The organism is Pseudoalteromonas sp. S2893, assembly GCF_005887105.1.
Lineage (GTDB): Bacteria > Pseudomonadota > Gammaproteobacteria > Enterobacterales > Alteromonadaceae > Pseudoalteromonas > Pseudoalteromonas atlantica.
The window spans coordinates 186,157-206,044 of the sequence record NZ_PNCY01000029.1 but is presented as its reverse complement, the minus strand read 5'-3'; the positions used below and the strand labels follow the sequence as shown (position 1 = coordinate 206,044).

The window sequence follows — 19,888 nt, the reverse complement described above, 5'->3', positions numbered from 1 at the left end:
TCCTTAACGGCTTTCGGTAAAGAGTTCGCGGCCAATAAGCATGCGGCGTATTTCTGATGTACCAGCACCAATTTCGTATAGTTTGGCATCACGCAATAAGCGCCCTGTGGCGTATTCGTTTATGTAGCCGTTACCCCCTAAAATTTGAATAGCATCAAGCGCCATTTTAGTGGCAAGCTCAGCGGCATATAAAATGGCGCCGGCGGCATCTTTACGGGTGGTTTCGCCGCGGTCACAGGCTTTTGCAACAGTATAAACGTATGAGCGTGCGGCGTTCATTTGCGTATACATGTCGGCTACTTTGCCTTGAATTAACTGAAATTGGCCAATAGGGGTGTCGAACTGTTTACGTTCATGAATGTACGGTACAACAATATCCATACAGGCTTGCATTATGCCAAGCGGGCCTGCAGCAAGTACTACACGTTCGTAATCTAGGCCGCTCATAAGTACCTTAACGCCTTCGTTTAGGTTACCTAAAATGTTTTCTTCTGGTACTTCGCAGTTTTCAAACACCAGTTCACACGTGTTTGAGCCACGCATACCAAGCTTGTCTAGCTTTTGCGCGGTAGAAAAACCAGGGAAGTCTTTTTCAACAATAAATGCGGTAATGCCTTTAGCGCCGGCTTCTAAATCTGTTTTTGCATAAATAACAAATGTGTGTGCATCGGGGCCGTTGGTGATCCACATTTTATTGCCATTTAAAATGTACTTATCGCCTTTTTTTTCAGCTTTAAGTTTCATTGATACCACGTCAGAGCCTGCATTTGGTTCGCTCATGGCAAGGGCACCAATGTGTTCGCCGCTAATAAGCTTTGGTAGGTATTTTTCTTTTTGTGCTTGGTTACCGTTACGGTTAATTTGATTTACACACAAGTTTGAATGCGCACCATAGCTTAAGCCAATTGATGCACTCGCACGGCTAATTTCTTCCATTGCAATTACATGCTCTAAGTAACCTAAGCCTGCACCGCCAAAGTCTTCAGAAACGGTCATGCCTAGTACACCCATTTCGCCCATTTGCGGCCAAAGCTGATTAGGAAACGCGTTATCCATATCGGTTTGTTCAGCCAGTGGCGCAATTTCTTGGCTTGCAAAGCTATTTACGTGGTCGCGGATCATATCGGCGGTTTCGCCAAGGCCAAAGTTCATCTCTTTATAAAGTGAAATAGTGCTCATGATTCATTCCTGTGTGTGTTGTCAGTGTGTTTTTATTATTAAAATAGGCTACTCGTCTATTTTATTAAGTGTGTCTCTGCAGCGTCGCTCCGCTGTCACTAATTCCATAAGCACAACTTTTATGTCGTCCATTTGCTGAGAAAGGTCGGCTTTTTTCTCTGCTATTAAATCGAGCATAGTCACCAGCTGTTTAGCGCTTGATTTATCAGCGTCGTACAGTTCAAACAAACGGCCTGTTTCAGCCAACGTAAAGCCTAAGCGTTTGCCACGCAGTATTAGTTTTAAGCGAACTTTGTCGCGTTTTGAATAAATACGGGTTTGGCCATTGCGCTCAGGGCTTACTAAACCTTGGTCTTCGTAAAAACGAATAGAGCGGGTGGTAATATCAAACTCTTTAGCTAAATCGCTAATACTAAAGGTTTGATCGTTACTGCTTGGCGCTTTTGCAGAACTTGCAAAGTTTGTTTGGTTATCTGGTTTCATAGTTGTGTTTACCTCATTCGAATAACTCCAATATAAGTGAAGTTTACGTAAAGGTAAAGCTTGGTGTGGTATGAAACTATTTATAAAGGAGTGTTGATGTGAAATGTTAAATTATATTATTAATATTCAATAGTTTATTTTTATTAATTGTTCACTTCGCCGTTACTGGAAAATAATGCTTACACTTTTAAAACTAAAAATTAAACGCTTTTTAGTTGACGTTAGCGTAAACGTTAGTATTGTGTAAGGGTGTTAAACAATAAATGAATACTAAATTAATAGAGCAAATATTCTAACAACTATTTGCATATAAATACAACGGAGTTAATTATGACTTTAGAATCAGTGGTAATTGTAGCAGCAAAGCGTACGCCAATGGGCGGGTTTATGGGCGCATTGACCGATGCACAATCTACCGAGCTTGGCGCAACCGCCATTGCAAGTGCGCTTGCACAAACTGGTTTAGCAAATGATGCAATAGATGAAGTAATTATGGGCTGTGTATTGCCAGCGGGCCTTGGTCAAGCGCCAGCACGCCAAGCAATGTTAAAAGCAGGCCTTGCTCTGGGCACCGGTGCTACCACCATTAATAAAGTATGTGGCTCTGGTTTAAAAGCCGCTATGCTCGCAAACGACTTAATTAAAGCGGGCTCAATTAGCAGCGCAATTGCTGGTGGCATGGAAAGCATGAGTAATGCACCGTATTTTATACCTAAAGCACGTGGCGGTATGCGTATGGGCCACGGCGAAATTAAAGATCATATGATGAGCGATGGCCTAGAAGATGCTTACGATAACAAAGTAATGGGCTGTTTTGCACAAGATACTGCCGATGAGTACGGCATTGGCCGTGAGCAAATGGATGAGTTTGCACTTAGCTCGTTAAGTAAAGCCAATGCGGCAATCGAAAACGGCAGCTTTGAAAACGAAATTGCGCCGCACACCATAAAAACCCGCAAGGGCGATGTAACCGTATCGGTTGATGAGCAACCCGGTAATGCCCGCCCAGAAAAAATACCAAGCCTGCGTGCTGCCTTTAAAAAAGACGGCACCATCACTGCGGCTAATTCATCGTCAATTTCTGATGGTGGCGCAGCGCTTATATTAATGAGCGAATCAAAAGCTAAAGAGCAAGGCTTAACACCGCTTTGTAAAATTGTAGCGCACAGCACGCACTCTCAAAAACCAAGTGAATTTACAGTAGCACCTGTGGGCGCTATGAACAGTGTGCTTGAAAAAGCAGGCTGGACTACCGCTGATGTAGACCTGTGGGAAATTAACGAAGCCTTTGCCATGGTTACCATGCTTGCTATTAACGAATTAAAACTTGATGAAAGCAAAGTAAACGTAAACGGTGGGGCGTGTGCACTTGGCCACCCAATTGGTGCCAGCGGCGCGAGAATTTTAGTCACGCTTATTCACGCACTTAAAAACCGTGGCCTTAAAAAAGGAATTGCGTCTTTATGTATTGGTGGCGGCGAAGCTGTAGCCATGGCTGTAGAGGCTTACTAACAAAAAAGTTAATTAACTAACAGCAACTAAAATGCACCGTACTCATACTAATAACAAAACGGTGCCATTTTTTAAAAGAACACACTAACAACAGGATTTACCCATGCACCAAGTTCCACTACTTATAAATGGCGAATTTGTTCAGTCGGCTTCTGAAGAGCTTATTGATGTAATTAACCCAGCAAACCAAGAAGTACTTGCGCAAGTGCCATGCACTACCGACTCAGAAATGGATGCAGCGATTGCCTCGGCCTCAGAAACATTTAAAACATGGAAAGATGTGCCCATTACCGAGCGTGCCCGCATTATGATGAAATACGCGGCGCTGTTAAAAGAGCACCACGATGAGCTTGCGACCATTATTTGCCACGAACTAGGTAAAACGTTTGAAGATGCAAAAGGCGATGTATGGCGCGGTATTGAAGTAGTAGAACAAGCAGCTAACGCACCGTCACTAATGATGGGCGAAACAATGGAAAACGTTGCCCGTAAAATAGATACCTACTCTTACATGCAGCCCCTTGGCGTATGTGCAGGCATTACGCCGTTTAACTTTCCGGCGATGATCCCACTTTGGATGTTTCCGCTAGCTATTGTATGTGGTAACACCTTTATTTTAAAACCCTCTGAGCAAGACCCACTCACTCCAATGCATTTAGCTGAGCTATTTATTGAAGCCGGCGCACCAAAAGGCGTATTACAAGTGGTTCATGGTACAAAACCGCAAGTAGACCGCCTACTAGAAGACAAAGCAGTACGTGCAATTTCGTTTGTGGGCTCGTGTGGTGTAGGTGCATACATTTATTCTAAAGGCACACAAAACCTTAAGCGCGTACAAGCGTGTGTGGGTGCTAAAAATCACATGGTTATTATGCCAGATGCGAGCAAATCGCACGTGGTAAATAACCTAGTTGGCGCATCGGTTGGTGCTGCCGGCCAGCGTTGTATGGGTATTTCGGTGGCTGTGTTTGTAGGCCAAGCAAGTGAGTGGGTAGATGAAATAAAAGCAGGCTTTGAAAACGTACGCCCAGGCGTGTGGGATGACAAAGACGCAGCCTACGGCCCACAAACATCAAAAGCAGCAAAAGAGCGTATTTTATCGCTTATAGCAAGCGGTAAAGAGCAAGGCGCCACCTGTTTAATTGATGGCTCAAACTACACAGTAGAGGGCTTTGATCAAGGTAACTGGGTTGGCCCAACTCTATTTACCGATGTGACAAAAGACATGGACTTATACAAAGAAGAAATCTTTGGCCCTGTGCTTGCCTGTATGTTTGTAGATACGCTTGATGAGGCAATTGCCCTTATTAACGAAAGCCCGTACGGCAACGGTACCTCGTTATTTACCTCAAGTGGCGCTGTGGCTCGTAAATTTCAACATGAAATTGAAGTAGGGCAAGTGGGTATTAATGTGCCTATCCCGGTGCCGCTGCCGTTTTTCTCGTTTACGGGCTGGAAAGGCTCGTTTTACGGCGATACACACACTTATGGTAAGCAAGGTATACGTTTTTACACAGAAACTAAAACCATTACCTCACGTTGGTTTGAAGACGACATCGCTTCAGGTCCAAACATGAGCATTAATTTAAAATAAACACACTCAAAAATAATAATAAAGAAGGGCGCAAAGGCTAAACCCGCTGACAAGCAACTAGAACACACACATCAGCCTTTGCCGCTCTTCACTCATTTACCCTAATGGGACACACTAACAACACAATTAAAGAGGTCTACCATGGACTTTAACTTATCAGAAGATCAACAAGCCTTTGCAGAAACTGCACGCCAATTTGCAGAATCAGAACTTGCTCCACATGCAGCAAAGTGGGATCGCGAGCATATTTTTCCTAAAGATACGATTAAAGCGGCGGGCGAGCTTGGCTTTTGCGGTTTATACACGCCAGAGGAAGCCGGCGGCCTTGGTTTATCACGTTTAGATTCAAGCATTATATTTGAGCAGCTTGCGATGGGCTGTACAGCTACAACGGCCATGCTAACTATTCATAATATGGCCACGTGGATGGTAGCTAGTTTTGGTACAGATGCAGTTAAAGACACATACGTAGAGCAACTAGTAATGGGCGAGCTACTTGCCTCTTATTGTTTAACAGAGCCAGGGGCGGGCTCAGATGCGGCATCACTAAAAACAAAAGCCGTACTTGAAGGTGATGAGTACGTTATTAACGGCTCAAAAATGTTTATATCGGGTGCGGGTGAAACTGAAGTTTTAGTGGTAATGGCGCGTACAGGCGGCGAAGGCGCAGCGGGTATTTCGGCATTTGTAGTCCCGGCCGACGCACAAGGTGTTGAATACGGTAAAGCAGAAGAAAAAATGGGTTGGAACGCACAGCCAACACGCTTAATTAGTTTTGAAGATGTGCGTATTCCGGCGCATAACTTATTAGGTAAAGAGGGGGAAGGCTTTAAATTTGCCATGCAAGGCTTAGATGGCGGGCGTATTAATATTGCCACATGCTCAATTGGTACTGCACAAGCTGCGCTAAACACAGCAAAAGAGTACTTAAAAGAGCGCACTCAATTTGGTAAGCCCTTAGCTGCGTTTCAGGCGTTGCAGTTTAAAATTGCAGATATGAACACCGAACTTGTAGCTGCACGCCAAATGGTAAGGCTTGCGGCATTTAAACTTGATACCGGCGATAGTGAAAAAACTACCTACTGCGCCATGGCTAAACGTTTTGCCACCGATGTTGGCTTTAACGTGTGTAACGAGGCACTGCAAGTACATGGTGGTTACGGTTACATAAAAGAATACCCGCTTGAGCGCCATGTACGTGATGTACGCGTTCATCAAATTTTAGAAGGCACTAACGAAATTATGCGTGTAATTATAGCGCGCCGTATTTTAGCCGAGTCTGCAAGCGACGTTTTATAAGGAGCAAGTTATGTCACAATCTAACCCGAGTATTGAACTGACTACCGAAGGCCATGTTGCTATTTTAACTATGTCTAACCCACCAGCTAATACCTGGACAAAAGACACCTTAATTGATTTAAAAAACAAAGTTAACGAGCTTAATAGCAACAAAAACATTTATGCCTTAGTGCTTACCGGCGAAGGCGAGAAGTTTTTTAGCGCCGGTGCCGATTTAAACGTATTTGCTAGTGGCGATAAAGGCGTTGCCGCTGATATGTCGCGTGTATTTGGCGAAGCATTTGAAGCACTGACTAATTTTACAGGGGTGTCGGTTGCGGCCATTAACGGTTATGCCATGGGCGGCGGGTTAGAAGTAGCGCTTGCGTGTGATATTCGTATAGCAGAAGAGCAGGCACAAATGGCACTGCCAGAGGCAAAAGTGGGTTTATTACCGTGCGCGGGTGGCACACAAAATTTAGCATGGCTTGTAGGCGAAGGCTGGGCAAAACGCATGATTTTATGTGGCGAGCGCTTAAAAGCCGATAAAGCCCTGCAAATTGGTTTAGTAGAGGAAGTAGTCCCACAAGGGGAAAGCTTTGCAGCGGCGTTAAAACTTGCCAATCAAGTAAGCGAACAAAGCCCAAGCTCGGTAGCTGCATGTAAAACACTAATTCAAAAAGGCCGCCATCAACCTATGACAAGCGTATTGCCTCTTGAGCGTGAATTGTTTGTTGGGCTGTTTGATACACAAGATCAACAAGAGGGCGTTAATGCCTTTTTAGAAAAACGCCGCGCAAATTGGGTAAATGGGTAATGAGTAATTTAACGTTATTAAATAATGCCGACGACCCCGTGCTATTTGAAACGGCAAGTGCAGCAAACGGCAGCTTAATTGGGGTTATTACACTCAACGTACCTAAAGCATTAAACGCCCTTAATTTTGACATGATCAAATTACTTGAGCCGCAGCTGCGAGCTTGGCAAAGCGATGATGCAATTGCAATGGTATTGTTAAAAGGCGCAGGGGATAAAGCATTTTGCGCTGGTGGCGATGTAGTGAGTCTTCATCATGCAATGGCGCAAGGAAAACCAACAAGCTTAGTGGAAGACTTTTTTACCCTAGAGTACCAGCTTGACTACCTTATTCATTGCTACGAAAAACCACTTTTAGTATGGGGTAATGGCATTGTTATGGGCGGTGGTTTAGGCCTAATGGCCGGTGCTAGCCACCGCGTAGTAACCGAAACATCGCGCATTGCTATGCCAGAGCAAACCATAGGCTTATACCCAGATGTAGGCGGTAGTTACTTTTTACATAAAATGCCACAAGGTGTGGGGCTATTTTTAGGGCTAACATCGGCCTCTATTAATTGTGAAGATGCACGCTTTGTATCGCTTGCCGATCACTTTATCGACAGCACTAAATATGATGCCATGCTAGCGCAAATTTTAGCGGCTAAGTGGGGCAAAACCGCAAGTTTAAATCATGAGCGTTTGACTAAATTATTAACCGATTTAGATAACCAATCTGCGCGTATGCCCAAAGGCAATATTAAAGCTAACTTAGCAACCATTCAAAAATTAGCTGAACTTAATACGCTACAAGAGCAAGTTGATTATATTTTAGGCCTAGCTACAGACGATAAATGGCTGCAACGCGCCCAAAAGTCACTTAAGCATGGTTGCCCACTAAGTTGCGCGCTAGTAAGTGAGCAGCTAAAAGCCAGTAAAGGAAAAAGCTTACTAGCGTGTTTTAAAATGGAGCTGGGTATGTCGGTACGCGCTGGCGAAGTAGGTGAATTTCAAGAAGGCGTAAGAGCACTATTAATAGATAAAGACGGCGCGCCTAATTGGCAATACAAAACACTGAATGATGTACCACAAGCCATAATAGAGAGCTTTTTTGCTAACCGTTTTGGCGAAAATCACCCACTCAATGGCTTAGACACCCCAACACACATAAAGGAAAGACGATGACTAAACTCAATATTGGTTTTATCGGCTTAGGTAATATGGGCGGCCCTATGGCGGCTAACTTAATTAAAGCCGGCCATAATGTTACAGCATTTGATTTAAACCAGTCGGTCTTAAATGAACTTGCAAGTAAAGGCGCACACGCAGCTGAAAATGCAAATGCATGTGCAACCAATGCCGATATACTTATTAGTATGTTACCTGCGGGCAAACATGTTAAATCACTTTATTTAGGCAATAACGATGATAGCGGCTTAATTAAGGTACTTAGCAAAAACACCTTAGTGATAGATTGCTCAACAATAGATGCAGAGTCGGCCCGTGTGGTTGGCAGCGCACTTGGCGAGCAGGGTATTAGCTTTGTAGATGCACCGGTATCGGGCGGTGTTGCTGGAGCAACCGCAGGCACGCTTACGTTTATTGTTGGTGGTAGTAAAGCCGCGTTTAATACCGCACAACCTGTGCTTAATGATATGGGTAAAAACATATTTCATGCAGGCGATATTGGCGCAGGACAAGTTGCAAAAATATGCAACAACATGCTTCTCAGTATTTTAATGGCAGGTACGAGCGAAGCCCTGCAAATGGGTATTAATAATGGGCTAGATGCAAAAGTACTCAGCGACATTATGACTGCAAGCTCTGGCCGTAACTGGACCCTTGAACTTTACAACCCATGCCCAGGTGTAATGGATGCAGCCCCTGCAAGTAACGATTACAAACCTGGCTTTATGGTCGATTTAATGGCTAAAGATTTAGGGCTTGCCATGGAAGCCGCGCAGCAAAGTAATTCTTCAACCCCAATGGGTTCAATGGCTAAAAATTTATACACTATGCTACAGCACCAAGGTGCTGGCAGTGATGATTTTAGCGCCATTTTTAAACTGTTTTCTAAGTAGGAGCAAGGCGTGGAAATTAAAAATAACACGGTAGTAATAACCGGTGGCGCACAAGGCTTAGGCTTTGCAATGGCGCAAAAATTTGCCCTTATGGGCGCTAACATCGCACTTATAGATATGGCGCAAGAGTTATTAAACACAGCGTGCGAGAAACTAACACAGCTGGAAGGTGTATCTGGCACTATTAAAGGCTACGCCGCAAACGTAACGGTTGAGAGCGAAGTAGAAAACGTATTTAATACCATTAAAAGCGATTTTGGCCACATTGGCGTGCTTATAAACAACGCTGGTATTTTACGCGACGGCATGTTTATAAAAACAAAAGACGGCAAAGTGGTTAAAAAAATGTCACTTGAGCAATTTCAATCAGTGATTGATGTAAATCTCACTGGCGTATTTTTAGCAGGGCGCGAAGCTGCAAGCCACATGATTGAATCAGGCAAAGGCGGCGTAATAGTGAATATGTCGAGCGTAGCGCGCGCAGGTAACATAGGCCAAACAAACTACGCGGCATCAAAAGCAGGCGTAGTGGCACTTACCACCTCGTGGGCTAAAGAGCTTGGCCGTTTTGGTATACGCGTAGGCGCTATTGCACCAGGTGTAATAAGCACCGCTATGACCGACGCCATGAAACCCGAAGCCAAACAACGCATGCTGGCAGTAACACCCGTAGGGCGTTTAGGCGAAAGCGACGAAATTGCCCATACCGCACAATACATAATCGAAAACGACTTTTTTACAGGTCGCGTGGTAGAAATAGACGGCGGTATTCGTTTGTAAACCGAACTAGGTTAAGATTGATTTAAAAAGCATGGCGCTTGTGGGCTGTGCTTTTTTGTTTTAAAAAATACCTAATAAGAGTGGCTTTTGAATCACCTCTTTAAATAATAAGCTCAACGCATTTAAGGCTTGGTTTGAGTGTTAGGAGCCACTTTTTTTGGTTGACTAAGTGATTCAAAATAAGTTCGGCCTCATTATTTCCCATTGTTGTTGGGTGCCTCATAGAGTTAAATCGAATAAACGAAGCTATCCAGTATAAATACGCTTTGATGGTACTTTTAGCATAATGCTTTAGATACATTTGTTCGGCTATCATAGCTAAAAAAGGTGATTTCATGATATGAATCTCTAGCAAAATTTAACTGTATATATAGACAGTGCATATTGTTTTGTCCAATATTACTGATCTCTACCATTTCGGTGTATTTTCGCACTGATTATAAATAATTTTCAGTTAACTAATTGTTTACAGGTGTTTATTTGATGGTTAAGATAAATGCATTGTAATATATGGACATTTGTCGGTTTATAAAACGACAAATGTCGTAGACAAAATTGTTAGCTTTCAAGGATAGTATGCAGTCAAATTTAACCTTCGATGAAGTGAATCAAGAATTAGCTGAAGCCGATATTGCAATTAGCGACTCTGAATTTGAAACCCTGAAAACGTGGGTGAAGTGCAAAATCCAACCTGTGAAATGGAAACAGAAACAATACGATTTTGAACATGACTTTTGGGTTGTAGCGATTTTAAATGGCAGTTGTCTCTACTTTAACTTCGTAGAAGAAGGCTGGGGTTGGGGTAAATTCAGCGAAAGTGGTTCTATTGTAAAATATCACTGGGAACAAGAAGAGTTGGGTGAAGCTTTCATCAGGCGTTACAAAGACCAAACAATTGAAAGCTAACAAGAATTTAAAGCGGGACTGCTAACAGTTTGCTCGGTTTCGCTTCGCTACACATTATAGCAAACAATTATCAGCCCCTTAAATGGGCGTTAGAGCTAAGGAAAGTCATGAATATCACATTGGAAGAGATTACAAGTTCAAATTATGAAGACGTATGTGACTTAGATGTCACGGATGAGCAACAGGAATATGTTGCGAGCAATATGTGGTCTTTGGTTGAATCACATTACTGCCAAGGGCATACCTGCAGAGCTATCTATCAGAACGATAAGCCTGTCGGTTTTTTCATGTGGGTATCTGAAACGCCTGAAAAAGTTTCTATCTGGCGCTTTATGGTGGATCAACGCTATCAACAATCTGGTATTGGCAGAGTTGCACTAAATTTGGCGCTCAATGAAATCAAAGCCAGTGACAAAGTAAAAGAAATAGAAATTTGCTATGACCCTGAAAACCCAGTGGCCAAAAATTTTTATTCAAGTTTTGGCTTTCAGGAAGTGGGGTTGGATGAAGATGGTGAAGATATGTTGGCAGTCATCAAGCTGTGAGCTCTAACAATCGCCTTAAACATCGCGGCCTACGGCCGCTGGACTCGCAACAAGTTGCTCGCCGTTTAGGCGAGCGTTAGGCTACTTTCATATACGGAGTTCAAATGTCAGAGTATTTTGCCAAAATCAATTGGGTTAGAGGTAGCACTGAAAGTTATGTTGATAACAAATATAGCCGAGGCCATGAATGGATTTTTGATGGTGGTGTAACCGTTCAAGCCTCTTCTTCACCTCACGTAGTTCCTTTACCTTATTCCGTTGAAGCAAATGTAGACCCAGAAGAAGCATTTGTTGCGTCTCTTTCTAGTTGCCACATGTTGTTTTTCTTATCAATCGCAGCCAAAAGAAGATATGTTGTAGATTCATATGTAGACGATGCTGTAGGTATTATGGAGAAAGATAGCGATGGTAAAATTTCAATGACTAAAGTTACACTTAGACCACATGTTCAGTTTTCGGGTGATAAAAAACCAACGATGGAGCAACTTGAAAAAATGCACCATCAATCACATGACCAATGTTTTATTGCTAACTCAGTAAAAACTGAAATTGTTACGGAAATCGTAGCCTAACAAGTCATTTCAAAGTACAAAAAACAGTTGGTTTTTGCTCCTGCGTCGCTAATTTTAACCAACTATTTTTTGCCTCTGAATGAGGCGTTAGCAACACACCACAATCCTACGGGGTAGTAATTTGAGAAAAGTATTAATGAGTGCCTGCCTTTTAGGGAGAAAGGTTAGATATGACGGTGGAAGCCTTTCGGTGCATGATCAACTTGTTGAGAAATGGGTATCCGAAGGGTGGGTCGTTCCAGTCTGCCCGGAAGTTGAGGCCGGGATGAGTATCCCCAGGAAACCTGCGGAGATTTTCCGAGGTAACGGTAACATGGTGTTAGATGGTGAAACCGACGTTGTTGAAAAAGGCGGAAATGTCGTCACCGAAGATTTCATTGCAGGTGCCTCTATTGCCTTGGAGCTGTGCAAAAAGTTCAACATTGAGATAGCGGTACTGGCTGAGTCTAGCCCTTCTTGTGGTAGTTCTTTTATCTACGATGGTAGCTTTTCAGGTAACCGGTCTCCGGGTATTGGGGTTACAGTCGCGTTGCTGCGCAGGCATGGAGTTCAAGTGTTTAGCCAACATGAGGTAACGGATGCTAACAAGGCCATCCACGCGACGAGCGCGTGATGGCTGGCGTTAGGCATTTAAAAGGATTTGGCATATGTCGAATAATTACACGGTTAAATTGAAGCATGGGGATATTTCAATTACTCCAGAGCAACTAGCGGACTTTAAAAGCTTACTGAGATTTGATGATGATTTAAAAAGTCGAGTAAGTGAACTCTTTTATTTAGATCTGTATATTTATGCTACTGAGTTTGGTGTTAACCCTATGATGGTTGCTGAAGAAGTGATTAATTTAGAAAATGGGGATGGAACAACTAACACAAAATTAGCGACTAAATTCAGAAAAATGCCTTTAAAAGGTTTGTGGCATAAACTCTGTAAAGGCACATTGTTAACGCAAAAATACATACAAGGCGAGAAGCTAAGTAAAGTTGAGCTCATCTTTTTCAATCAAACGGTAAAACAATACCGAGAACGTTTAGCAAGTATCAGCTGGTTTATGCGCCTATTAAATGAAAATATAGCGCGTAGAGCAAATAAAGAAGATAACTGCACAGGGAGGTTTTGGGAGGGTAGATTCAAATCGCAAGCTTTACTTGATGAAGCCGCAATTGCAGCGTGTATGGCCTATGTCGATTTAAACCCCATTAGAGCCAAGATGGCTAACAAATAAACAAGACACCCATCTTAAATTTTGCTCTTTGCGTACGCCAGATTCAAGGTCGAAGTGCACCACCTTTACTAAACTATAAGTTCAGGAGGTGTGCCATGGGTACCCAATATTCACATTTATCTAACTTTGAACGTTGTCGTTTATTTGAGTGGTATCATTACCAAAAAAAATCAATACGTGAGGTGAGCCGATTACTAAATCGCTCACATAGCACTATTAGCCGAGAGCTAAAGCGTAATAAATATGATTATTACGTACCAACTTATTACCCTCATCCAGCTCAAATGTATTATGAAGTAAGGGTAAGGGAGAGAGCTAAGCGAGTTAAGCTTAAGTCTGTTGAAGCTCAACGCTATGTGGCAGATAAACTCAAACTTGGGTGGAGTCCTGAGATCATAGCTGGACGAATAAAATTTGATAAAACCTTACCCAGCGTATCTCACGAGGCCATTTATCAATATATATACAAGAATGAAACATCACTTATTGTATATTTAGCTAGGCAACATAAAAAGCGTAAGAAAAAATATCCAACCCGTAAAACGAAAACAGTTTGGGGTCAAAGATGTAGTATTTTAGACAGACCAGATGACATTAATCTCAGAAAAAACGTTGGGCATTGGGAAAGTGACTCTGTTGAATCTAGCGACAGAAAATGTGCGCTGAATGTGTTACTTGAACGAGTTTCTAGAGTGTGTCACATCACTAAATTATCATCTAAAAAAGCTCTAGCGACATCGAATGCAATATGTAAAAAACTATCTATTTACCCACCAAGCTCTTGTTTATCGATAACTTATGACAATGGCTCTGAAAATACGGAGTTTAAAAAAGTAGAAGCCATTTTGAAAAATAAATCTTATTTTTGTGAGCCTTATCACAGTTGGGAAAAAGGTGCTGTAGAGCAAATAAATGGGTTAATTAGAAGGTATTATCCGAAGAAAACAAACTTTAGCAAAGTAAGCCATCAGCAATTAAAAAAGGTAGAGGAGCAACTAAATAATCGCCCTAGAAAATGTTTAGGATTTAAAACACCAAATGAAGTCTATAATGAATTAGGTGGTGCACTTCCAATTAGAATCTAGGCATAGTTCAGTTCGCTGATTTATAGTGGGTGTCAAATTTAATAATTCTCTCTCGGAGGGGAGCATGAGTGAGCCAGATTATTCAACATATTCAATGGAAGAGCTTCTTGATTGCCAAGAAATGATCGACCGAGAAAAGTGGCCTGAACGTTACCGAAGCATTAACGCTGCTATAGATGCAAAGATGAGCTCAAGCCCAGAGGAAAAAGCCACAAATAAGCAGATTAGGTTTACTAAATTTTGCTATGAAATATCAGGCGAGCTCTACTGGAGCCTAAGCGACGAATTCCTTGCATTTTGTTCAGCTTTTTCTCGTAAAAGCAGTGGGCAATTACCGAGCGCTGTTGCAGATGAAAAATGCCCAATTTGTCAAGGAAACATTGTCGGCAAAAAAGCATTGTTGGGCTGGATAGTTAGGTGTGAGGCCTGTGAAGTGGCTGGTAGGATCCTTGATTACAGGAAGTACATTTGGTAACGAGAGCTAACAAGCAAATTAACACGACGCTCAGCGCTAAGCCAGTGTGTGCCTGGCTCGCAAGCTCGCAGTTTGGCACACACAGTCAGCGCGCTGTGCGCGCATTATTTGGGCGTAGGCATACAAGGAGGTTCAGTGAAATCTTTAGAGTGTTTACAAAGAGGTTTGAACCATGATGATCCAATGGATTGCTTGAGCAATTGTTGGATGGGCTTCAATAATTTATACAGTGCTCATCAATCAAATTCAGAAATTCAAGCAATCAAACAATTCATTGATGCTAATGTTGATGTGGGTACAGCTCAGAAATTAATCGACAACCACCAAACAGAAATCACATATTTCATGTCTAGACCAATTATAGATATGCGCGGTAACGGAAGAAACTCTCAAAGAGATATAGATAGTTATAATTCTTCAGACTGTCCATTAGCCAAACTTAAATCTATATTGATGTTCATTTATCAAGTACGTTGTAATCTCATGCATGGACAAAAGTCTCCATCTAGAGATCGCGATGTTGAGCTATGTAAGCATTCTTGGCCTTTTGTTGCAGAGCTAGTCGATAAGTATGCCTGACAAGCGCTTCCAGTCTGACGCCAAAACCTCCGCGTTATAGCGATAATGGAGTATGCAATTTGATGCGAAAGTTTGATCCTAAAACTATATCCGATGACTTACTTAAAAGAGCTGGGTTAAAGTATTTATCTCCTATTGCAATTGAAAGGCAAGAATACTCGAAAGAGTTAAATTGCTTAAAAAATACTACAAAGTACATTGAAAATCATGGTGATGAACTTCAGTTTGGTTGGTTAATAACTGTTATAGGTAATGTAGCGATACAACTTACCGCACATGCTTTAGTTAAAAAAAGTGACAACTCTTTTTTATGTGTAACTTTAAATGAAAATAGGAAAAATACTGCTAAGTTTTCTCCTGACAATTCAATAGATCAACTTATTCAAAATGAATATTTGCCTAGCAGGTTCATTCCGTTGGTAGACGATGAAGTTTTAGATAATTACCTAGACCTACATAAAAGACACGATGAGCTTAGGTTAATGGGCTTTGATAATTCATGCTCAGAAATTCAAGATATTAATGGCAGTTGTCAGGCTTTATACCCACAAATCCAAGCACTTGCTGTTAAAAACACAGGGCGCAATGATTATTGCTATTGTGGCTCTAGTAAAAAACATAAAAAATGTTGTGGCTGAAATTGCTATAAAAAGGCGTTTAAACGTAACAAAAACAGTGGGTTATGTTTCGCTTCGATTCGCTACACATTTCAACCCACAATTTTTGTCCGCTTTACGATCTTAGAGTGATTGCTGAAGGTGTTGAAACCGAAGCACAAATGACTTACCTCAAAGAACTTGGTTGTGATTGGGCACAAGGCTACTATTTATCGCGGCCATTACCGTGGGATGACTTTTGCGTGTTACTTAAATCCTAAAATAATTAACTCAACCAGCGCACTTAATTTTAAAATAAGTGCGCTGGTTTTAATTACATAGCTAGTTTTTAAAGCAAGCTTTACTGCACTAATAGCTCTTTTCTTACTATTTCCGCCCCTTTACTCAATGCATTAAGCTTAGCGTTTGCAACTTCGCGCGAAAGCGGGGCCATGCCGCAGTTTGTGCAGGGGTAGAGTTTATCGGCATATACAAACTGCAGGGCTTGGCGTAAAGTAGCGGCTACTTGACGCAACATATTTAGGGACACAGTTCGGTTCGTTAAATTATAGTGGGTGTCGAGTCTAATTTGTGCCTAGAGTCTAATTTGTGCCGCTACAACTTATGAAGTAAATGGTCTCACTTTGGACAACTCAGAATACTTAATAACTGATTCTTAGCATACTCATGCTATTTTTGTAGTTTTAGATGAACGGCTATAAATACATGAAATAAATGGCGCTGCTGCAGTTGGCTTATTTGAGTCATGGTGTTGAAAGAAACAAGAAAGCGTCATAGGTTAGTCTTACACAGAATTCTGTACGCTCTCAATAAACTCGTTAATTTCGCTAAAGCCTCAAATATCTTTTTTTGAGTCCGGCTTTCCAAACTGTCGAGTAGTATATTTTTCTTGTTTTTATTGGGTTAAGCAGGGCCCACCAAGGCTCAGTTACTTTAGCAAAGTATCTATCATAATTTTTTGTTCCTATGTATTCAGTATGTGTTAGGTTACCAAAATACACTGCTTCGTTATAAGTAGGGGAGTTTAATAGTCTTGAAATTGGACTTAAAGCCGACTTTGCATCAATATCAACCTCAATAGTGGCTGCTTCAACCTCTGTAAAATCTCTTACAAAGTCCTCAGCCCCTTTTTGTAGCTCACTTATCATCTGAGATTTTTTGGCTGATATATTTGCGCTTTCGAATACAGGTTTGATGGCTCCATTATTCTCTTCAAAGTTAATAACTGAACCGTGTGGCGCAGAAAAAATAAATTCAAACATCTCTACGCAGTTATTCAAAACATCATAATTCCACTTTGGAAGAGATAAATTGCAGCTATAGCCAGACATGGCTAGACCTTTATCAACAAACTCTTTCGCTTTGCTAAATGTTCCTAAGTAATACCCCACTATTTCTGGTGACTTATCCATGAAGGACATTAACTTCTCTAACGAGTGTTGAGTTGTTCCTCGCCACCCTATATCAACAATGGCGATTTTTTCAGTTTTAGTAAAACCTATTTTGTCTAAATACTTTACTAAAACATCTCTTTCGATGGCGGTGTTTTTACACACTTCAGCTGATAAACTTTGAAAAAGTGTAGCTAACTTTACTTTGTCATCTTCAGTTTTAATTATATGCTTTTTATCTATAAATCCAGCACGTTGTATTTTCTCTATATGTCTGTCAGCCTTAAGATGAACTCTATTAAGGTAGTCTTCTACATTTAAATTAGGAATAAAATTACAAAGTATATTCATTGAAAATGAATCTAAACTATCCTGTATAGTCGGTATGTTAATTGCTCTACGTGAGGCATACATATATTCACTAGGGGGCACATGGCTTGATTTATTAATCATATTATATATTTTATGCATCATGTAACCATCACGAGCGAGAAAAAACACCTTTTTAATACCCTGTTCATTAACTTGCTTCGTTAACCATTTTATGTAACCTAAATAGAGTATCCCGCAATATGTGTAACCAAACTCATAAGAGGTAATTTCTTTTTTAGTCGCTCTATGTGTAAAGTGTTTATTGAATATGGTTGCAAAGTAAATCGAATCGGAAATTGATAATTCTTTATCATAAAGTTTCCTTAGAATGTTGAACTCATTTTTTTTAAAGCCCAATTCGCTAGTTTTTTGATAAAAATATGGAGTTATACCAAATTTAGAAGAGTTTATTACATCCGCATAGAAGTAATCTCCAATATGTAGAATCTGAGATGCTCTACAGGAGAGAGAGTTGATGATATGAGGGTATATTGCACCTTGTGACTTTGACTTACCTATAACAGATGAAACAAAGAGTGAGTGGTATTTTGTGTAGCCGTTTTTATGAAGGATTTCACCTATAACGGTCTCGGGAAGGTACATGTCAGAAGTGAAAATGATTTGTTTATTACATTCAATGCAGTACTGATAGAATGAGAATATATATTCATTTTTCGTACATAGCTTTAGCTCAATATCTATTTCTAATAACTTTAGCTTGTTGATCGTTTCTATATCTAAGTCATAAGAAGACCTAATATATTCGTATATTTCAGATAATCCTATACAAATTTTATCTAGTTTTATTTTCGCTTTTGATTCAGCTTTACTTCTTATTTCTGAGAAGTTAAAACTAAGCTCTCCATATTTTTTTCTATATATACTTTCAACTATCCTAAATATATCACTGGGGCTAAGTATTTTTCGAACAATAACAGTGTCAAAAATATCAAAAGAAATGACATCCTTACTATCAATTAATTTTTTAAGATCTTTTTCAGCATTTAACGTGTTTAAAGTTTTTGCGTACTTATGATGTATTCTAGTTTTAATTTTTTTTAGATTTTTAACATTATTCAGCATAACTAGTCCTTTAATCATGTTTTATGTAAAAATATACTTACTTTGTACTGCTTAAAGTAGAGACTTAATGTTACATACTAAGTATTACAGTATGATTATTTGTAATTCAAGTGTAGAAATTTGAAATGATGTAGTAGTGGGGGGGCGATAGTGTAGCTCTTTATATTATATTTTGTTTTATTAAATAGTTAGAAGTGATTTTTAGTAATTAATGCAGTTTTTTATAAATATGAGTTAAGCGCATTATTTATAAAATTTAATAATGCGCTATAACTAAATTTACTACTGCACTAATAGCTCTTTTCTTACTATTTCCGCGCCTTTACTCAATGCATTAAGCTTAGCGTTTGCAACTTCGCGTGAAAGCGGGGCCATGCCGCAGTTTGTGCAGGGGTAGAGTTTGTCTGCATCTACAAATTGTAGGGCTTTGCGTAAAGTAGTGGCTACTTCTTCGGGTGTTTCTATTTCATTGGTGGCTACATCAATAGCGCCTACCATTACTTTTTTACCTCTGATCAGTTCAAGTAAGTCCATAGGTACGTGTGAGTTGTGACACTCAAGTGAGATAATATCAATATTTGATTGCTGTAATTTAGGAAAAGCTTCTTCGTACTGGCGCCATTCATTGCCGAGTGTTTTTTTCCAATCGGTGTTGGCTTTAATGCCGTAGCCATAACAAATATGCACAGCAGTTTCGCATTTTAACCCTTCAATTGCGCGTTCTAAACAGGCAATGCCCCAATCGTTTACTTCATCAAAAAATACATTAAACGCGGGCTCATCAAATTGGATAATATCTACGCCTGCGGCTTCTAGTTCTTTGGCCTCTTGGTTGAGTATTTTGGCAAATTCCCAGGCTAGTTTTTCGCGGCTTTTGTAGTGGTCGTCATAAAGTGTATCTATCATGGTCATTGGGCCGGGTAGTGCCCACTTTATAGGTTGGTTAGTTTGCGAGCGCAAAAACTTAGCGTCTTCTACAAATACAGGTTTTTGGCGGCTAACAGGGCCCACTACGCTTGGGACACTTGCATCGTAACGGTCGCGTATTTTTACGGTTTTTCGTTTTTCAAAATCAACACCGTTAAGGTGCTCTATAAATGTAGTTACAAAATGTTGGCGTGTTTGCTCGCCATCGCTCACTATATCAATACCAGCGAGTTGTTGTGAGTGAAGTGCAATACGCAGGGCGTCTTTTTTGCCTTCAATAAGCTCGTTGTTTTGAAGCTTCCACGGCGACCAAAGGGTTTCTGGCTCTGCAAGCCATAAGGGCTTTGGTAAACTGCCTGCGGTAGAGGTAGGTAATAATGTTTTCATAATAAGAGTGACCCTTTATTA

At 40.8% G+C, this 19,888-nt stretch carries 20 protein-coding genes and 3 pseudogenes; 17 read left to right on the top strand and 6 right to left on the bottom strand.

Annotated elements, in window-relative coordinates:
• Positions 1–3: 3 nt before the first annotated feature.
• Positions 4–1,179 carry an isovaleryl-CoA dehydrogenase gene (locus CWC04_RS14185; RefSeq protein WP_024034119.1) on the bottom strand — a complete coding sequence of 392 codons (1,176 nt, stop codon included), beginning with the start codon at positions 1,177–1,179 and terminating at the stop codon, positions 4–6.
• Positions 1,180–1,227: 48 nt separating this feature from the next.
• On the bottom strand, positions 1,228–1,662 hold the full coding sequence (locus CWC04_RS14180; protein WP_004587901.1) for a MerR family transcriptional regulator: 435 nt from the start codon (positions 1,660–1,662) through the stop codon (positions 1,228–1,230).
• 330 nt (positions 1,663–1,992) lie between these two features.
• Here CWC04_RS14180 and CWC04_RS14175 point away from each other — a divergent pair, with 330 nt between their 5' ends.
• The 7 genes from CWC04_RS14175 to CWC04_RS14145 all read left to right on the top strand — a co-directional run bounded on the left by CWC04_RS14175 (position 1,993) and on the right by CWC04_RS14145 (position 9,702).
• Positions 1,993–3,174 (top strand): thiolase family protein, encoded by a 1,182-nt coding sequence (locus tag CWC04_RS14175; protein ID WP_138685743.1) that lies wholly within the window; start codon positions 1,993–1,995, stop codon positions 3,172–3,174.
• A gap of 103 nt (positions 3,175–3,277) precedes the next feature.
• Positions 3,278–4,768, top strand: coding sequence for a CoA-acylating methylmalonate-semialdehyde dehydrogenase (locus CWC04_RS14170; RefSeq protein WP_138685742.1), 1,491 nt, complete (start codon positions 3,278–3,280; stop codon positions 4,766–4,768).
• Positions 4,769–4,909: 141 nt separating this feature from the next.
• On the top strand, positions 4,910–6,067 hold the full coding sequence (locus tag CWC04_RS14165) for an acyl-CoA dehydrogenase family protein (RefSeq protein WP_138685741.1): 1,158 nt from the start codon (positions 4,910–4,912) through the stop codon (positions 6,065–6,067).
• A gap of 10 nt (positions 6,068–6,077) precedes the next feature.
• Positions 6,078–6,863, top strand: coding sequence for an enoyl-CoA hydratase (locus CWC04_RS14160; RefSeq protein WP_138685740.1), 786 nt, complete (start codon positions 6,078–6,080; stop codon positions 6,861–6,863).
• On the top strand, positions 6,863–8,026 hold the full coding sequence (locus CWC04_RS14155) for an enoyl-CoA hydratase/isomerase family protein (protein ID WP_138685739.1): 1,164 nt from the start codon (positions 6,863–6,865) through the stop codon (positions 8,024–8,026). Before CWC04_RS14160 ends, CWC04_RS14155 begins: the two co-directional genes overlap by 1 nt.
• A complete protein-coding gene (gene mmsB / locus CWC04_RS14150; protein ID WP_138685738.1) occupies positions 8,023–8,922 on the top strand; it encodes a 3-hydroxyisobutyrate dehydrogenase in 900 nt (299 codons plus the stop codon). The genes CWC04_RS14155 and mmsB overlap by 4 nt, the downstream gene beginning before the upstream one ends.
• Positions 8,923–8,931: 9 nt before the next feature.
• A complete protein-coding gene (locus CWC04_RS14145; RefSeq protein ID WP_138685737.1) occupies positions 8,932–9,702 on the top strand; it encodes an SDR family oxidoreductase in 771 nt (256 codons plus the stop codon).
• A gap of 100 nt (positions 9,703–9,802) precedes the next feature.
• On the opposite strand, the gene CWC04_RS14140 is transcribed toward CWC04_RS14145, so the two are convergent.
• Complete coding sequence (locus tag CWC04_RS14140; protein WP_249326155.1) at positions 9,803–10,003, bottom strand: phage integrase N-terminal SAM-like domain-containing protein; 201 nt, start codon at positions 10,001–10,003, stop codon at positions 9,803–9,805.
• A gap of 275 nt (positions 10,004–10,278) precedes the next feature.
• Here CWC04_RS14140 and CWC04_RS14135 point away from each other — a divergent pair, with 275 nt between their 5' ends.
• From CWC04_RS14135 to CWC04_RS14090, 10 genes and pseudogenes are all read left to right on the top strand, one after another.
• Positions 10,279–10,608, top strand: a complete 330-nt coding sequence (locus tag CWC04_RS14135) for a hypothetical protein (protein ID WP_138685736.1) — start codon at positions 10,279–10,281, stop codon at positions 10,606–10,608.
• Between the two features lie 107 nt (positions 10,609–10,715).
• Positions 10,716–11,153: a GNAT family N-acetyltransferase gene (locus CWC04_RS14130; RefSeq protein ID WP_011789173.1), complete on the top strand. Its 438-nt coding sequence runs from the start codon at positions 10,716–10,718 to the stop codon at positions 11,151–11,153.
• A 104-nt stretch (positions 11,154–11,257) separates the two neighbouring features.
• Entirely contained in the window at positions 11,258–11,725 is a 468-nt protein-coding gene (locus CWC04_RS14125; RefSeq protein ID WP_121638379.1) for an OsmC family protein, read from the top strand.
• Positions 11,726–11,846: 121 nt separating this feature from the next.
• Positions 11,847–12,338 (top strand): 2-thiouracil desulfurase family protein, encoded by a 492-nt coding sequence (locus CWC04_RS14120; RefSeq protein ID WP_212747130.1) that lies wholly within the window; start codon positions 11,847–11,849, stop codon positions 12,336–12,338.
• Between the two features lie 286 nt (positions 12,339–12,624).
• A pseudogene (locus tag CWC04_RS14115) lies at positions 12,625–12,945 on the top strand (transposase); the annotation flags it as partial.
• A 101-nt stretch (positions 12,946–13,046) separates the two neighbouring features.
• On the top strand, positions 13,047–14,036 hold the full coding sequence (locus tag CWC04_RS14110) for an IS30 family transposase (protein ID WP_039972569.1): 990 nt from the start codon (positions 13,047–13,049) through the stop codon (positions 14,034–14,036).
• 64 nt (positions 14,037–14,100) lie between these two features.
• A complete protein-coding gene (locus tag CWC04_RS14105; protein ID WP_138685735.1) occupies positions 14,101–14,511 on the top strand; it encodes a hypothetical protein in 411 nt (136 codons plus the stop codon).
• 135 nt (positions 14,512–14,646) lie between these two features.
• The gene (locus CWC04_RS14100; protein ID WP_138685734.1) at positions 14,647–15,090 is read left to right on the top strand and encodes a HEPN domain-containing protein; all 444 of its coding nucleotides are present in this window, start codon (positions 14,647–14,649) and stop codon (positions 15,088–15,090) included.
• Positions 15,091–15,152: 62 nt separating this feature from the next.
• Positions 15,153–15,728, top strand: a complete 576-nt coding sequence (locus CWC04_RS14095; RefSeq protein WP_126007002.1) for a hypothetical protein — start codon at positions 15,153–15,155, stop codon at positions 15,726–15,728.
• Positions 15,729–15,829: 101 nt separating this feature from the next.
• Positions 15,830–15,967 (top strand): annotated as a pseudogene (locus CWC04_RS14090) (EAL domain-containing protein); the annotation flags it as partial.
• Between the two features lie 80 nt (positions 15,968–16,047).
• On the opposite strand, the pseudogene CWC04_RS14085 reads toward CWC04_RS14090, so the two are convergent.
• The 3 genes and pseudogenes from CWC04_RS14085 to CWC04_RS14075 form a co-directional block, all read right to left on the bottom strand.
• A pseudogene (locus tag CWC04_RS14085) lies at positions 16,048–16,212 on the bottom strand (methionine synthase); the annotation flags it as partial.
• 322 nt (positions 16,213–16,534) lie between these two features.
• The gene (locus CWC04_RS14080) at positions 16,535–18,553 is read right to left on the bottom strand and encodes an HAD family hydrolase (RefSeq protein ID WP_138685733.1); all 2,019 of its coding nucleotides are present in this window, start codon (positions 18,551–18,553) and stop codon (positions 16,535–16,537) included.
• A 282-nt stretch (positions 18,554–18,835) separates the two neighbouring features.
• Positions 18,836–19,867, bottom strand: a complete 1,032-nt coding sequence (locus tag CWC04_RS14075; protein WP_138685732.1) for a methionine synthase — start codon at positions 19,865–19,867, stop codon at positions 18,836–18,838.
• Positions 19,868–19,888 lie beyond the last annotated feature (21 nt).

Excerpts from the sequence above, each read along its gene's own strand:
- CWC04_RS14165 (WP_138685741.1), top strand. The coding sequence starts at position 4,910 with ATGGACTTTAACTTATCAGAAGATCAACAAGCCTTTGCAGAAACTGCA.
- CWC04_RS14155 (WP_138685739.1), top strand. The coding sequence starts at position 6,863 with ATGAGTAATTTAACGTTATTAAATAATGCCGACGACCCCGTGCTATTT.
- CWC04_RS14180 (WP_004587901.1), bottom strand. The coding sequence starts at position 1,662 with ATGAAACCAGATAACCAAACAAACTTTGCAAGTTCTGCAAAAGCGCCA.
- mmsB (WP_138685738.1), top strand. The coding sequence starts at position 8,023 with ATGACTAAACTCAATATTGGTTTTATCGGCTTAGGTAATATGGGCGGC.
- CWC04_RS14075 (WP_138685732.1), bottom strand. The coding sequence starts at position 19,867 with ATGAAAACATTATTACCTACCTCTACCGCAGGCAGTTTACCAAAGCCC.
- CWC04_RS14125 (WP_121638379.1), top strand. The coding sequence starts at position 11,258 with ATGTCAGAGTATTTTGCCAAAATCAATTGGGTTAGAGGTAGCACTGAA.
- CWC04_RS14160 (WP_138685740.1), top strand. The coding sequence starts at position 6,078 with ATGTCACAATCTAACCCGAGTATTGAACTGACTACCGAAGGCCATGTT.
- CWC04_RS14185 (WP_024034119.1), bottom strand. The coding sequence starts at position 1,179 with ATGAGCACTATTTCACTTTATAAAGAGATGAACTTTGGCCTTGGCGAA.
- CWC04_RS14175 (WP_138685743.1), top strand. The coding sequence starts at position 1,993 with ATGACTTTAGAATCAGTGGTAATTGTAGCAGCAAAGCGTACGCCAATG.
- CWC04_RS14080 (WP_138685733.1), bottom strand. The coding sequence starts at position 18,553 with ATGCTGAATAATGTTAAAAATCTAAAAAAAATTAAAACTAGAATACAT.
- CWC04_RS14135 (WP_138685736.1), top strand. The coding sequence starts at position 10,279 with ATGCAGTCAAATTTAACCTTCGATGAAGTGAATCAAGAATTAGCTGAA.
- CWC04_RS14130 (WP_011789173.1), top strand. The coding sequence starts at position 10,716 with ATGAATATCACATTGGAAGAGATTACAAGTTCAAATTATGAAGACGTA.
- CWC04_RS14140 (WP_249326155.1), bottom strand. The coding sequence starts at position 10,003 with ATGTATCTAAAGCATTATGCTAAAAGTACCATCAAAGCGTATTTATAC.
- CWC04_RS14095 (WP_126007002.1), top strand. The coding sequence starts at position 15,153 with ATGCGAAAGTTTGATCCTAAAACTATATCCGATGACTTACTTAAAAGA.
- CWC04_RS14110 (WP_039972569.1), top strand. The coding sequence starts at position 13,047 with ATGGGTACCCAATATTCACATTTATCTAACTTTGAACGTTGTCGTTTA.
- CWC04_RS14105 (WP_138685735.1), top strand. The coding sequence starts at position 14,101 with ATGAGTGAGCCAGATTATTCAACATATTCAATGGAAGAGCTTCTTGAT.
- CWC04_RS14170 (WP_138685742.1), top strand. The coding sequence starts at position 3,278 with ATGCACCAAGTTCCACTACTTATAAATGGCGAATTTGTTCAGTCGGCT.